This is a genomic window from Providencia sp. PROV156, from assembly GCF_028480905.1.
Lineage (GTDB): Bacteria > Pseudomonadota > Gammaproteobacteria > Enterobacterales > Enterobacteriaceae > Providencia > Providencia hangzhouensis.
Genome location: NZ_JAMPPE010000001.1, coordinates 181615 through 197989, shown reverse-complemented (window position 1 = coordinate 197989; position 16375 = coordinate 181615). Strand labels below are relative to the sequence as shown.

The 16375-nt window shown below is 33.8% G+C and carries 5 protein-coding genes; 4 read left to right on the top strand and 1 reads right to left on the bottom strand.

The window, feature by feature from the left end; all coding sequences use genetic code 11:
* Positions 1 to 10 precede the first annotated feature (10 nt).
* The 3 genes from eno to PSF31_RS00805 all read left to right on the top strand — a co-directional run bounded on the left by eno (position 11) and on the right by PSF31_RS00805 (position 9189).
* Positions 11 to 1312, top strand: coding sequence for a phosphopyruvate hydratase (gene eno / locus PSF31_RS00815; RefSeq protein WP_004260453.1), 1302 nt, complete (start codon positions 11 to 13; stop codon positions 1310 to 1312).
* A 212-nt stretch (positions 1313 to 1524) separates the two neighbouring features.
* A complete protein-coding gene (locus tag PSF31_RS00810; RefSeq protein WP_164561188.1) occupies positions 1525 to 7410 on the top strand; it encodes a TcdA/TcdB pore-forming domain-containing protein in 5886 nt (1961 codons plus the stop codon).
* Between the two features lie 393 nt (positions 7411 to 7803).
* Positions 7804 to 9189, top strand: a complete 1386-nt coding sequence (locus PSF31_RS00805; RefSeq protein WP_004260445.1) for an SLC13 family permease — start codon at positions 7804 to 7806, stop codon at positions 9187 to 9189.
* 74 nt (positions 9190 to 9263) lie between these two features.
* On the opposite strand, the gene PSF31_RS00800 is transcribed toward PSF31_RS00805, so the two are convergent.
* The gene (locus tag PSF31_RS00800) at positions 9264 to 10199 is read right to left on the bottom strand and encodes a two-partner secretion domain-containing protein (RefSeq protein ID WP_136133984.1); all 936 of its coding nucleotides are present in this window, start codon (positions 10197 to 10199) and stop codon (positions 9264 to 9266) included.
* Between the two features lie 256 nt (positions 10200 to 10455).
* Between PSF31_RS00800 and PSF31_RS00795 the strand changes: the two genes are divergently transcribed.
* Entirely contained in the window at positions 10456 to 16347 is a 5892-nt protein-coding gene (locus tag PSF31_RS00795) for a TcdA/TcdB pore-forming domain-containing protein (protein ID WP_096863270.1), read from the top strand.
* Positions 16348 to 16375 lie beyond the last annotated feature (28 nt).

Here is a 16375-nt window from a genome sequence, read left to right as displayed (position 1 = left end):
GGAAAACCTAATGTCCAAAATTGTTAAAGTGATCGGTCGTGAAATCATTGACTCTCGTGGTAACCCAACTGTAGAAGCTGAAGTTCATTTAGAAGGTGGCTTTGTTGGTTTAGCTGCGGCACCATCAGGTGCGTCAACAGGTTCTCGTGAAGCTCTGGAACTGCGTGACGGTGATAAAGCACGTTTTCTGGGTAAAGGTGTTCTGAAAGCAGTTGCAGCGGTTAATGGTCCAATCGCAGAAGCGCTGATTGGTAAAGATGCTAAAGACCAAGCTAACATCGATAAAATCATGATTGATCTCGATGGCACTGAGAACAAATCTAAATTTGGTGCAAACGCAATTCTCGCTGTATCTTTAGCAAATGCTAAAGCAGCAGCAGCGGCGAAAGGTATGCCTCTGTATGAGCACATTTCTGACTTGAATGGTACTCACGGTCAATACTCTATGCCTCTGCCGATGATGAATATCATCAATGGTGGTGAGCATGCTGATAACAACGTTGATATCCAAGAATTCATGATCCAGCCTGTTGGCGCGCCAACGCTGAAAGAAGCGGTTCGTATGGGTTCTGAAATCTTCCATCACTTAGCAAAAGTACTGAAATCTAAAGGTATGAATACAGCTGTAGGTGATGAAGGTGGTTATGCGCCTAACTTAGAATCAAACGCAGCAGCATTAGCAGCAATTAAAGAAGCGGTTGAGCAAGCGGGTTATGTGTTAGGTAAAGACGTAACACTGGCGATGGACTGTGCAGCATCTGAGTTCTATAACGCAGAAACCGGTAATTATGAGCTGAAAGGCGAAGGCAAAACCTTCACTTCACAAGAGTTCACACATTATTTAGAAGAACTGACTAAACAGTACCCAATCGTCTCTATCGAAGATGGTCTGAACGAGTCTGACTGGGATGGTTTCGCATACCAAACTAAAGTTCTTGGTGACAAAATCCAACTGGTTGGTGATGACCTGTTTGTAACTAATACTAAGATCCTAAAAGAAGGTATCGATAAAGGCATCGCTAACTCTATTCTGATCAAATTCAACCAAATTGGTTCTTTAACTGAAACTTTGGCTGCAATTAAAATGGCGAAAGATGCAGGCTATACAGCTGTTATCTCTCACCGTTCAGGTGAAACTGAAGATGCTACTATTGCAGATTTAGCGGTTGGTACAGCGGCAGGCCAAATCAAAACAGGTTCTATGAGCCGTTCTGACCGTGTTGCTAAATATAACCAACTGATTCGCATTGAAGAAGCATTAGGTAAAAATGCACCATTCAATGGCTTAAAAGAAGTTAAAGGCCAAGCATAATTATTTATTGCTTAGCAAGTTAATGAATAGGGAAGCTTAGGCTTCCCTTTTTTTGGGTTATTTATTGTATTAATACAATAAATATAATTGAATTCTTTTTATAAAATTCAATCCGAATTTGTTTTTTGATTATGGAAGTAAAGGAGATATTAATTTACAGTCATTATTCATTTTAAATAAATAATTAATTTTTATTAAAAGGAATGAATGCAATGACAATAAAAAAACATACAGAAGTAATTGAAAATATAAATGAAATTATCAATAAATATACGTTAGATACAAGCAGGTTAATTAACATTGGTTCAACGGCAGAAAAAGGAGATTTGACACTAACTAAATATGATAATTCACGATATAATATTAGTTATTATGATAGCGATCAGCCTGACCAGTTTCTAATTAAAAGCTATTTACTCAATAATAATAATTATGATGCAACGCATTTATATCCCTCCTATGTAGATATTCCTAAAAAACCATCAGATACATTTTTTTTATTCACAGGTGCTTTAAATAAAAGCTCTATTATAGTTACAGACTATAATAAAGATTATTATCGGGTCTATAATGATTGCCGAATGAATAGTTCAGTTTTATATGACAATGTAGTTATGTCTGCTGACTATCAAGACTATAAAATAAAAGATGGCACAAATGGTAGTGCCACGGCATATATGCAATTTTTGAATAATGATTGGCAATTAGTCTTGCAAAAACAAGAGGTTAAATATTTTAAAGGTGAAAGAAAATCATTTGCAATAGAAGGGAAAAATAGAATATTAAAATATATTCCTAATAATAAAATGGATAGTATAAATAAAAATAAATTTGAAAACACTCGGGAAAATATACATGCCAAAATATTGTCTATAGCAAAGAAATTCAATTGCTTATATGTGGATGAGAAAGGTAATAATATATTTGAAACGGAACGAAAACTAGATAGCGCTAAAGCATGGCTTGAGTTTATTACATCTATAAGTATAAAAATAAATAATCATGTAAAAATGTTAAAAAGTTTCCAAGAGGTATGGCAGAAACAACTTCAGGAACTAAATGGGAAGATAAATAAAACAATAGATGATAAAGTTAAAATAAAATCTTTAACACGAAAATTAGCACAAAGTGATATTCAAATTAGTCTTTATCATAATCATTATAATAGAATACTGCTTGAAGGAAACCAAATAGAAAGAAGTAAATTATGGTGGGAAATAAAAAAAAGTAAAGGTATGAACGCTGTTGTTAAAAATGAAGAACAATCAATATATGGCGGTATTAATGAATATAAACAAACAATCAATGAGCGATATGAAAATTTAGTTTTTGTTCATAAAAATTCTAATAAACCTTCATTTAGAAATAGTTTTAGTGAGGGCATGAACGATTTTTCAGAAGTCAATATATCAGGATTAAAGAAGAATATGACTTCAATAGAACTGAAAAAATTATATTTGACTCAAGACCTTAGTCCTATAGAACGAGGGGCTTTATATCAAAGAATTAATAATGTAGGACACTCGGAATATATAAAATATGTTTTGAATGAAACAGGAAAAGTTAGTGAATTATTTTATTCATTAAATAGCCAAATTAATCGATTAATGCCACAAGATTTTTATTTAACGCTGATAGGGGATGATTATCGAGGGCGTTGTTACCCTTTGGTTAGAGCTATGTCAGTTGCATTAGTAAAAGATGATCAAAAAGGTGCGGATACTTTATTTAATAAACTTTATATAGCATCAGCAAATCCTAAAGATAATGATTCAATATTAATAAAAACGGCATTGGAGCGATTACATTCGAATGTGGAAGCAATAGAGGCATCATTTTCTCATGGTAGAATTAATATCAAAGAAACACAGAGTTTATTAGAGGCGAAGCAGAAAACAATGATGTTTGCTATTAATAGTCAAAATCACTCGATGCTTATTGGTAAAACTATAAATGATAAAAAATCACACTATTATTTTTATGACCCTAACTTCGGTTTGTTTTCGTTTAATAATAGTAAAGAACTATTTTCAGCATTTAAAAAATTTATGGTAGATAACAAAATGGCTGATTTTTACTCAGCCTTTGGGAGCAATAAAGATCCGGTTTTTGAAGTGATTTCGATTATTACCGATGATATGTCGAGTGTTCCTGTGGGGAATGGGTTAAGTGTAACTCATTTAAGTGAGCCTATTTCACTGAGTTTAATTACTAAACGTGAGAGTAAAACTAGTTGTATTGTTAATAAACAACTTGCTATTCAAAGAGACATTCAATTGAAAGGAACATTGGCTATGTTAGAAGCAGAACAATGGGGATACCGTTTAGAAACTTCTCTTGCCAATTTATCAATGAACTATCAATTTAATAGAAAATGGGTGCCTATATTTTCTACACTGAAAGAGGATGAGAAAGGTAAATATCAACTACAATTTATAGATTATGATGATCCTGAAAAAAGTCATTGGATTGAAATGGATGATCCGACAATTAAAGAGTTTAATCATTACTATGAAAAGCAAGTAGCACTATTTGGGGAAAATTATTTTTTCGATGGTAAAAAAATAAAGCCCCAAAAATATATAGATAATAACAGTGAATATAATATCAATGAGCCATCATTCGATGGATTAAATGCAGGAATAGCGATTCAGTCTTTGATGCTATGGTATTCAGATAAAAACCATAATAGAAATGGCATGAAAAATGATAATTTTAACTTAGCATTAGCATTGAAAATACATAGTTATATTAATTATGGGATGATATTTCATGGGGCTCTGAATGATTTAGGTAAAATTGTGGGTATAATTCGTAGTGGGTTAAATGGAAATATTAGCTATCAAGCTAAAAATATTAGTCTGTTTTCTACTTCATTAGCTCAAACAGTAAATGAAGGTGTTACTGTTTTATTTAATGGTGCCTTAGTCGGCTTTGATATATATGAATTGACCTATGCAAAAGATGAACCTCATAAGATTATATTTAGCACACAACTTGCTTTTGACTCTGCTAGTTTTGTCACAGGAGGACTCAGTTTAGGAACCGGTGCTTTAGGAGTAACGGAAGCTTCAGTATTTATGGGGGGAGCAGGGGTTATTTTTGCAGGGTTAAGTATTGGTTTCACTGGTTTGGCGCGTAATTATGCAGTGATAGGAGAAGATGCTAAATCGGTAGGTAGATATTTTTATCAGTTAGACCAAGCATATAAAAATAACGGATATGATTACTTACCTGATAAAAGTATTGTTCTTCCGCGCGCTGGTGCAGTTTTTAAAACAATAGATCTTAGAAATAACCAAATTGAATTTGATAGCCAGTATATCTATAGGACTAGCGCACATTCTGCAGGAGGTGGACGGAAAAATTATATTTTTTGGGCGGGTAATTTCCCTACAATGGTACATGACCGTCAACAGGCAATTAATATTCGTAAAGGTATCGGATATAACATGAGTAGCCGACAGTATGGCTATTTAGATGCACAAATAATTGCCTTACCTATCACGCCAAAATCGTATATTAAATATGATTACAATTTATGGCCAGGAGCAACAACACGTCATGATAGTGGGTTTGATGTTATTCGTCGTTTAGAAAATACAGATAAATTTGATTATGACTTTTATATATTTCCAAGTGAAAATACTATCACTCAGATATTCAATGAATATGTAGATACAGAAATCGAAATAAAGTTAAATAATCAATATAGACATTTGGTTATTCCAAAAATACCCAGTGAGTGGCATGGGAAAATTAAGCATTCGATAAGGGGGGATGGTGGGGTATATAAACTTAGCCCACAAATAGGCGCAGAGATAGAATTGATTGATGATTCAAATAAGGTATCGCCTTCTCATTGGATAATTAATGGTGGATTATTAGATAAAGATGATATTATTGTTAGTTCTGACTGTATAAATATTGGTGGAGTAAAAATAAAAATAGACCAATCAGTATCAAAAAAAGATTTTTTATATATTAATAATAATGAAGTTTATAAAGTTGATTTTTTAAACTTAGATTTAAATTTAATTGGCGAAGATGGAAATAAGTGGGTCGGCCATAATGAAGAGTTATCTAATCATTTAAATAAATTAAATGAACAACATAAAATTATGGGGCAGTACGTATTAATTGAAAATTATCAGTATGGGAAAGTTAATGTAGGCAGGGCATTTTATCAGGTTTCTACAGGGAGATATATTTTCACTGATTCATTGGAACAATATACTAAAAATGCTGATCTATTTTCTTTGTTAGGGGCGGGTGCGTGTTTTTATTCAAAAGATAATAATCTATTGTGGTTAGTTGATAAGGATAATAAACTTCAGTGGAAATATATTATTAATAATAATGCTCAGCGGGATTTTGAATTAACTAAGTTATGGGTTAGTAATGAAAATATTTATTTCTCATGTCGTTATCCTAGTGAAGGAGCCCATGAAGTCGCAAATTATATGATAAATGGAGATGAAATTATATTAGTTAGTATTTCTATTGATGAACTGACTCATTATCAGTTATTTGAAGAAAAATCGGTCATACCTAAGGATATTTCAGATGTGATTTTTGGTAAGTATTTATTGTTAGTTGATAAAGTAAAAGATAAAAAAACAATATATAGTAAAAGTGTGAAGCTGGCTGATATCATCCAAATATCAGGAATTGATAAAAATAATAATATATATCATTATTGGTTAAGAGAAAGAGACGGTGTTATTATAAAGCCAAATGTTACTTCATATAATCTTGCTCTCGATAACAAAGAATTATTTGAGCCTAAAGATTTAATGTTTGTTGGGTTTTTATTAAATAATGATGGGAAAGAAGTATTCTTTTTTTATAGTCATAAGAAAAAATCAATATATCGACAAGTTGGAGAAAATCCAAATTTCTTTCAAATAGAAAAGCAGGGAATCAAAAGAATAGAAACCGAAAATATTGAGAGTGTTATATTCTATCAAAGTAAAATTTTAATTATTAATAATAATGGTGTTGTCAGTCAAATTAACGCTCAAGGTAATATTCAACCTGTGGCACTAAATCAAAAGTGGTTTGACTTACACCCAACAAGATGGTGGGAAGATTTTAGTCAATTAGAGTCAAAGCAAGGAGTATATGCTTTACTTGGACTAAAAATGAGTCATAATAAAGCTATCATGCCTGCTTGGTATGAAAATAAAAGTATTGTTATTGCATATCAATTGTCATCAAATAATACATTACAATATTTAGGAATAGACGAGTGCCGTTCAGCAGCAATTATTTTTGATATGGAAAATAAAAAACTTTATTGCCAGCCAATTGTAAGTGAAACTGCTTTAGTTAAAGCTTTTGATAAAAACAACTTAAAAAATACTTTATCACTACCTTCACTGTATGAGGTATACCCAAATATTAAATTTGAGACAGTTAAAAAATTAAAAAATGGATTGTTAATGTATACAACTAATGATGAGATTTTATATTACAGTAAGGGAGAGAATAATTCGGATGGTAATAAAGAGGAATTCTCATCATCTTTATTAATTAGCGGTGGAAATTCAAGGGATATAATCAACCCACCAGTTATCAATAATGTAAAAAATATTGTATTAAGTGCGGGAGATAAAGAAGATAGCTATGTTATTTCTAGAACGGCGTGGCTACATTATCAAGCAATTATCATTGATAATAATGCGAGCGATCGTTTGACAGATACACTTGTTTTACCTGTTGACGATATGAACTCTCTAGCAGTGAATCGCCTAGGGGATGACCTTATTCTGACGGATATAAATACAAATAGCATACTTATTATTAGGCGGATATTTGCTGCTAATGCTCAAGGATATGAACACCTTCAATTGCGATTTTTAAATTCTAACGAAGATATTGGGGTGAAAACTATTGTAGATAATTATTTATTGACTGATGGGCTTATGGTTACTAATACACCAAATGAGTCTGATGAAGAAATACTGTTGGCTCATGACAATCAGCTAGCACAGCTTTCAGCAATGACATCATCATTAAATCATCGTGAAAGCATGATTAGACATCAGGATATAATACAGCCTTCGTTGGTTACTGCGCCTGTTTTAGTGGGATAGAGCAGGTATGAATTAGTTAAGCTAGCTGGACTTTAACTGGCTAGCTTAATTAGTTGTCTAGTTTCATTGGTTGATATTTTAGTTTAAGTTTATTTTTCATCTATTAATATCATTTATTTAGCTTTAGGGGGAATTAACTGCTGAATGATGTGTTGGCGTATTAGCGAAATTGTTCTGTCGATTGAAACTGTTAATTTATGCGGTTATTTGCCTACAAAATAGAACATTTTCCGGTAGAGATATTAAAAACACAAAAAATTGCGCGGGGTAGATCGCACTTTTAGCTTATCCACATTTTCATCTCAATAAATTAACTCTATATTTCACAGCTTATAAATAATTATTAACAATATGCGCTAAAAATAAACTTGCTTCCAAAGCTATGGAGTAAACATGGACGCTTCAGAATCTTTAACACCATCAGTGAGCCCAACCCCCTCGAATAAACGGGGATGGATAATCTTAGCTGTTGATATCGTACTCTTAATTTTATTACTAAAATATTTACCATTTGATGATAAAGCAAATGCAGGTCTTGCAATGATGGTTTTCATCGGTGTGCTTTGGTTAACTGAAGCTATCCATGTCACCATTACTGCACTGTGTATTCCGATCTTGGCAGTAGGCTTAGGACTGATGAATACAGGGGATGCATTGAAATCATTTGCAAATCCGATTATTTTCTTATTCTTCGGTGGCTTTGCATTAGCGACGGCTTTACATATCCAAGGCCTTGATAGGCTAATTGCAAATCGCTTACTAATGGCAGCTCGAGGGCGCTTATCAGTCGCGGTATTATTGTTGTTTGGTGTAACAGCGTTACTTTCTATGTGGATTAGTAACACAGCAACAGCTGCAATGATGCTACCACTAGTATTAGGTATACTGTCTAATCTCGATGTACGTCATGAACGTAATACTTTCGTGTTTGTACTATTAGGTGTTGCTTATAGTGCAAGTATTGGTGGTTTAGGCACGATTGTAGGTAGCCCTCCAAATGCGATTGCGGCAGCGGCTTTAGGTTTAGATTTCTTATCATGGATGAAATATGGTATTCCAATCATGGTGGTGTTACTACCAATGATGTTTGTATTGATGTACATGATGTTACGTCCAAACCTGAAACATCGTTTTCAAATTGAGTTAGAACACGTTGAGTGGAATGGCAAGCGTATTACAGCAATGACGATTTTCCTTTTAGCCGTAGTTTGTTGGATCACGAGTACGTTTATTAGTGATGCATTAGGTGGCGTAAAAGATTTAGATACAATCATTGCGATGAGTGCTGCGATTTTAATTGGTGTAACAGGTGTTGCTAGCTGGTCTCAAATTCAGAAAAATACCGAGTGGGGCGTATTGATGCTGTTTGGTGGTGGTTTAACACTCAGCGCAATTTTAAGTTCTTCTGGGGCAAGTAAGATCATGGCAGACTGGATGCAAATGACATTCGGCGAAAGTCACTGGTTTGTTATTATTCTAGCTGTTACTACCTTTATTATCATTTTGACTGAGTTTACCAGTAATACGGCGAGTGCAGCTTTATTAGTACCAATCTTTGCAACAGTTGCTGAAGCATTAGGTATGCCAGTCATTGTATTAACCATGATTATTGGGATTGGTGCATCCTGTGCGTTTATGTTGCCGGTTGCTACACCGCCAAATGCGATTGTGTTCGGTTCCGGTTATATTAGGCAAATTGAAATGGTACGTGTGGGTGCGGTATTAAACGTGGCTTGTATCCTTGTGATTTCATTGTTTGCTTGGTTTATCTGGATGTAACTTAGGATCAATTCACTTTAAACTTAACGGCCTCTTATTGAGGCCGTTATTTGTTGTTGTACGCTAAAATAAGATTATTGCGTTGTTTTAGCAATAAGAGCCTGTTGGTTTTTCCCTATTTTTATCACGCCTGTATCAGAAAAAATAATGTCTGCGTCTCCGCGCACAGAGAAACTCATCGTGTTTATAACTCCTTGAATATCTATCTTATTCTGTGGGCAAAGGAAATTATCTTTACAGTGATATTGGTGACTCTCAAGTACAATGTTACGACCTGTCAATTTAGTTTGCTCATCCATCTCTAAATGATTTCCTTGAATATAAGGAATGTCAGTTTTGAACTTTGTGCTGTACTTGACAATGCCTTCACTAGGAGAGAGGGTGCTATTTCCAGATGCGCTGATATAATTTTGTATGGCAGAGTGGATATTAAGTGTATTTTGCAGCTTTATTTGGTCTGCAACGATATTTAATTTTGATAGTTGAATTGGAGTTCCTTGTTGCTGACTAATACTGATTTGGCTAGCAGGTTGAGTTGAAAACTTCAGTTGGTTATAGTCCTCCAATTTTTGGAGTTCAAGCTGGTTATCTTTCTCTTTGTTTTTAATGTATTTTTTTTCAAATTTACCGGCAATTAAGGAGAGGCTATTAATATTATCAACGGCACCGTCTTTCCATGAAATACCATTAGGATTTGCGATAACAAGGTTAGCGCGTTGCCCTTTTATTCCTAATATCCCTTGTAAGTTGCTTGTTTCAGTCCCTGTTACTTCTGCAAAAATAAGCTTTGCTGCCTTATTATTAAGCTTGGTATTACTGTTAATATCATTATTAAAAATTAAACCATCGTCATTAGATGAGAGACTTTCGAAGGTATTAAACGAGATGTTATTTTTGAGAGGGGCTTCTATATTAATGACTTTTGCTTTTGTGATATCAGGGGCCTCGGCTAATGATGTGGTATGAAATAAAGTACAACTTAGTAGAGTGAATGATATGGTTTTCTTCATTGGTATTAGCTCCTTGCTGTAAAAATCCTTTAATGATTAAAAGCATAATGTATTTAGTCGTTTTTTATAATAATCAAAAATTAGTTTGGCTTAATAAAATATGATACGTTAGCACTCAGGTAAAATCGGAAAATCGGAAAAATATGATGTAAATAATTGTTACACTATGTTTTTGGCCGTTTATAAGTTCCATTTTCCTTGCTAATAAATTACTACTTGTTATGTTTTCAAATTAAAGATAAAGGGATTTAATAATATGTCTGGTGATAGCTATAGCTCTCTATTGAATCATGCCATTTATGTAATGGATAAAATAAAGCTTGATAAAAATATTATGATGCTAGTTGAGGCGATTAAATATGAATATCGCCATGAAGGAAAGTGGTCGGCAGATTTATTAAAAAAACATGATAAGTTAAAGAAAGAAATAGAAAGAAAATCTTATTTTTTATATAACAATGATGTTCCTATTGGTATTGAAAAACTCAGTAATCAAGAGGAGTTGGAGTTTATTGGTTATATAAGAGATTTATCAACAGGAAATAATGATGTCGATATAAGAGTTCAAGGTAAAGAGGATATTGAATTATCTAACCTTGTTGATTCCGATTTATTAAGTTCACAAGCACTGCGTATTCTCCCTAAAAATTTAAAAAAAAGAATGAAACTTCGCTCTAGTATAAATGCTAGGTTAACTATAAATATACATAAAAAATATATTAATCGGCTGACAAAATCTTTGGTGAAGTTATTTCATGAGCCGTCACCTCAGTGTATAGAACAAGCCAAAATTATGGGGCCTAGAAAATTTGGTATACAAACGGACCAAGCAGTTATTTACTTATCTGAATCGGGGCTTGAGCATGCAAAGGAAATTACCCAGCGACTTAATACATTAATTCCTTCTGATGCATTTATTGAACATACACCAGTTGGTATGCAAAAAATGGATACTGGTATTTCTTATTCGGAAACACCAAAAGGTCAGTCAACAAGCCATGGGCAAGCCAGGTCACAGGTCATTGCAGACGCTATTACAGAAGCTTTATTAACAGATCGCCCAGTAAAACAAATCTTACCGAAAGTATTAAAAAAAGTAGGCTACGATACGAATAATCCTAGTTTAGTTGCGCAAGTTCAGCGTGATGGTCATTTAAAAAATAGTCTTTTTGACTGTATGATGCTTAAAAAGCATAGAATAAGCCAAGATATTCAGCGATTTGTTACGGATCCACTGTTATTCCCATGTATGTATGTTATTGATAAATTTAATAATGATATATTATCAGTAAAAGCGGAAATATTTAACTTTGAGAATGAGTTTACTGCCATTGAGTGCGGAGTATTAGCTCAGTATATAACCTCGAGAGAAAATTCAGGTTTTATTTATGATGTTTTAGATTTTACTTATAAATTTAATTCAATCTTTAGAGATAGCGGTTATATTGAGAAACGTCTCGCACCACAAGATTTTTATTTATATTTAATGGATGATAATTCAGGGGGACGTTGTTACTCTTTAGTTAGGGCAATGGCTGTTGCATTAGCCTTAGAGGGCAGTGAGGGTGCAAATAAATTGCTTAATAAGATGTTTTTAGTTGGGGCATCACCAACGGAGCCGAATTCAACTTTGTTACAAGCTGCGTTAAAAGAACTTCATGTAAATATAGAGGCGGCACACGCATCAACTATAATTGGCCAATTCGAGTTAAATGAAATAAAAGAAATTCTGATTAATGCTGAACAAGGAAATATTTATGCGCTAAATAGCACAACACACTCAATGTTATTAGGTAAAGTCAAAAGTGGTAATGAAATTAATTATTATTTTTATGATCCAAACTTTGGTATTTATGCTTTTAATGATTCTGGTAAGTTATTTTCAACTTTAAATAAGTTTTTATTTAAAAACAAGATGGCAGAGCAGTATGCGGTTTTAAATAGTAGTTTTGAATTGGTCTCTATTAATACGGAAAAAATGTCTGAAGTACAAATTGGTAGTGGTTTAACTGTTTCCGATTTGGTTTATTCAGATAATTTAATGGAATCTATTTCTCTACATAAGAAAATGGAGAGTATTCTAGAACATCAGTCTTTAATAGCAAAAGATAAGAAAATACAGACATCCTTAATTATTTTGGAGTCAGAGAAATGGGGGGAACGTCTTGAATACTCAATTAATGAAGTGTGCAAAAGTCATCAACTAGATGAAAAATGGTTACCTGTTTTTGAAAATGTTGAGAATTTGGAAGATGGCCGATATCGTATTCAATTTATACATCAAGGGATAGAGGAAAAGATATATTGGGCTGAAACGAAAGACACAACATTTATTGAGTTTAAAGAATATTTTCACAAGCAAATGGCTATGTTAAAGAGTCATTATTCTTTTAGTGATGGGGAGTTGCAATGTGAAAGAGATATTGAGGGTACAGAACATGTGGATGGCCTCAATATAGCGATGGGAATACAAGCAATCATTCAATGGTCGGAGAATAGAAATCGACAGTCAGTGGTTTCTTCTAGGCCAACATCTAATTTAGCAACAGCACTGCGTATTCATAGTTATATTAGCTATTCTATGATAGCCCATGGTGCTATCAATGATGCCGTGAAAACTGGAAAAATTGCATATTCATTATGGTGTGAAGGGAATGGAGTGGCAAAATCAGTAATGAATCGCTTTTCTTCGTCTCTAGTACGTACAGCGAATGAAGGGTTAGGGGTTATTTTCCAAGGAGCTATGGTTGGTTTCGATATTTATGAGTTAGCGAATGCACAAAATGAAACTCAGCGAGCTGTATTTGGTACTCAACTAGCTTTTGATTCATCATCATTAGGGTTAGGTATTGTAAGTACGGGAGCATCTCTACTTGGTGCGGAAACGGTAGCTGGTGTTGTTGGGCCACTAGCTGTACCACTTATGGGAATAGGTATTGGTATCACTGAACTGGTTAACATTAATGAAAGGCACGCACAAAAAGCTGTTGCTGTAGGGGAAGAATTCGCGATTTATCAACGAGACTATCAAAATGCAGCGATAAGTTATGATGCAAAAAAAGGCTTTTTGATACCAACACCTAATATTGTCATCGAGAAATTAGATTTCAAAAATGGCTATTTTGACCTTGGTAGCCAATATATATATCGAGGTGTGAAAAAAAAGTGGTATATAGAGCATTGCTGGTTGAATGATTTTCAGTCGGGCCCGAGTGCAGAGATTGATAAATCACATGCAATTAATATTAGAGAAGCTGTTGGTGTTAATGAGCCAAGAGTAAACTTTAATGGGAGCCAAACTGGGGTAGTGATATTACCAGTTGTACCTAAATCGTTTATTCGTTACAGATATAGCTCTCTTTTTGGTGGAACTTCTCGAGGGGATAATGGTTTTTCTATTTTGAGAGGAATGGAAGAACGCTATCAATTCTATTTTGATTTTTTTTATTGTGGCCTAGAGTATGTTATCACCACTTTAGAGCATGAATATGAAAATACTACCATTCATGTCATTCTAGATAGCCCAAATAGACAATTAGTCGTTCCTAAAATGCCTATTCCATGGCAAGGGCATATTACGCACACTGTCACTGGTAATGGTGGGGAATATCAAATTACAGTTAATTATGGTGCATCTCTTACGTTAATTGAGGGGGCTATGTATGGAAAACAATCTAGCTGGATAATTGATACGAGTTTAATAGAAAGTGATGAAAAAGAGCATGTTATTCAAATCATGGGTGATCACATTAAAATTAGCGGCATTACTATCCATGTTGATACATCGGTGGCGGATAATTCGATTTTACTTGTCAATGCTCAACATGAAGTATGTGAAATAGATTTTACTAATAAGACAGCAAAGATTATTAATGTAGATGGTAGTCAATGGATAAATAAAAGCCAGACAATTAAACAGCATCTTCATGATTTATCAATTAAAAATAAGCTTAACGGCCAGTATGTTGCCATCGATAATTATCAATATAACGGTTTAAACGTGGGACGTGCATTTTATGATGTTCAATATGACCGGGTCATTTTTACTCACTCAAAAAATAAAGAAAATCATTCGGCACAACTAATAAAAATTAAGGGGGATACAGCCTATTTTTATTCATCAGTGGAATCGGTAATTTGGCAGGTTGATATAAATACAGGCTCTTTACTGACTCAACTTAAAGCAAATATGGTTTTAGGTTTAGATGCAGAAATTATTAAAGTCACATTGGTTGATGACCAACTGTATATAACATTAACAGAAAGAAGTACTGGTAGTACGGTTGAAAATACCTATAGGCTAATACAGAGTGATAAATTAGAGCTCGTGAGCGTTGTGAATAACAGGTTATTACTCGATAACTTACATGACACACAAACATTATTATCACTTGAACAACGTAAGCAATTTAGTAGCCATGACTATTTAGCTCGTCGAAATATGAGTCCTGAATATCAAAAAACAATTACAATCAAACCCAGCATAGCGAACACGGTGATGATAGCGGGTGCTGATGAAAATGGTTTTTGGCATCATTACTGGCTACGCAATGAGAGTGGAACACTGGTTAAAGCCAATTTAGAAAGAAAAAATGTGAATGAACAGCTATTCTTGAATGAGTTTATTTCGATAAGTGAAGAAGATTTAAAATATATTGATCGTGAGCTCGCAAAAAATACTCCATTAGAGAAAGTTTGGCGAGAGAGGTTTCCTCTGCCTATTAACGATGGTAAAGAGGCGGTGTTTCAATTAAAGCGTTATAGAATTAAACCTACACTTGCAAAAATATTTGCAACAAGCCTGGGACGCTATAATCCGAGGTACGATTTATGGTATTGGTTTCCTCCTAAGGACTTGGAATTAATAGGAAGTTTATTAAAGGAAAATGGAAAGGAAGCCTTTTTCTTTTATAGCCGAAAAGAAGACACCATTTTTTATCAAAAAGGGTTAGGGCAAGATATTATTAAGCCAAATAAGCCTAGTACTTTTCGTTTAAATTTGAGTGGAATAGAAAACGTTACGCACTGGCAAGGGGAGCTCCTTGTTATTCAAAAAGAAGGCTTTGTTAGGCAACTGGGTGCGAATGGTAGTACACAATTAGTTGCCCTCAATAAAGACTGGTTTGCGAGAGAGCCTTTGAAATGGGAGCGTTTTGCTCAATTTTCCAATGAAAAGGACCCCATTGCATTGTTTGGATTAAAAGATACTAATAGGGAACGCATATTACCAGCATGGTATTTTAACGAGATAGTTGTTGTTGCGCCTTCATTTTCGTTAGAAAGTGAGTTACAAATTATCGATTTTGATCACGATAAACAATATGGCGTTATTTTTGATTCAAAATCAAAGAAGTTATATCGAATAAACGCGATTGGAGAGATGAAGTTTAACAATATTTTCGATAGTCAGGGTGTTCTTCGATTTCCAAATAAATTACCTAAGCATGTTGATTTATACCCTGAGCTTACTTTTAAGTCAGTGCAAAAAATAGCGGGTGGCTTAATGCTGTTAACAGAAGAAAATGCAATTATTTATCATCCAACATCATCTCATGAACAATTAGGCTTATCATTAATTATTAAAGGAACACCGGAGGATGATGTCGTTATTCCTGCAGCATTAGGCGATGTTTCTGTTTTAATTCTTAATGGTGGTGAGGGCTCCGATACTTATCAGTTTAAAAAAGTAGATTGGCAGCGTTATCAAACGATTATTATTGATAATTATTCGGTAGACCGAATTGTTGATTTGCTTATCCTACCCATAAAAAACCAATTGAAGGAGATTTTTATTAATCGCCAAGGAGATGACTTGGTTATTACAGATTCAATAAATAATACATCTCTTTATATCCGTGGAATTTATGGTTTACAGGCTCACTCTTATCGTCATCTACAACTTAGAATTGATGGAACAGATCAACACATTGATGTGAGTTTATTAGCTGAACAAGCTTTGGCGAGTCACGGTTTAATGTCTTTATCAATGCATTTCAGAAGCCATTTTAATATCAATGATAAGATAGCTTTATTAGGGGAGTTGTTGAATCGAATAGATTTTACTCAGGAAGACTTTGAAATTCAAACTGCACCCAAAGAGCAGGATAAACCTCATTTCGTCATGTTATCTACAACAAGTCAGTATTAAATTAATATATAAAAAAAGAGCCACAACA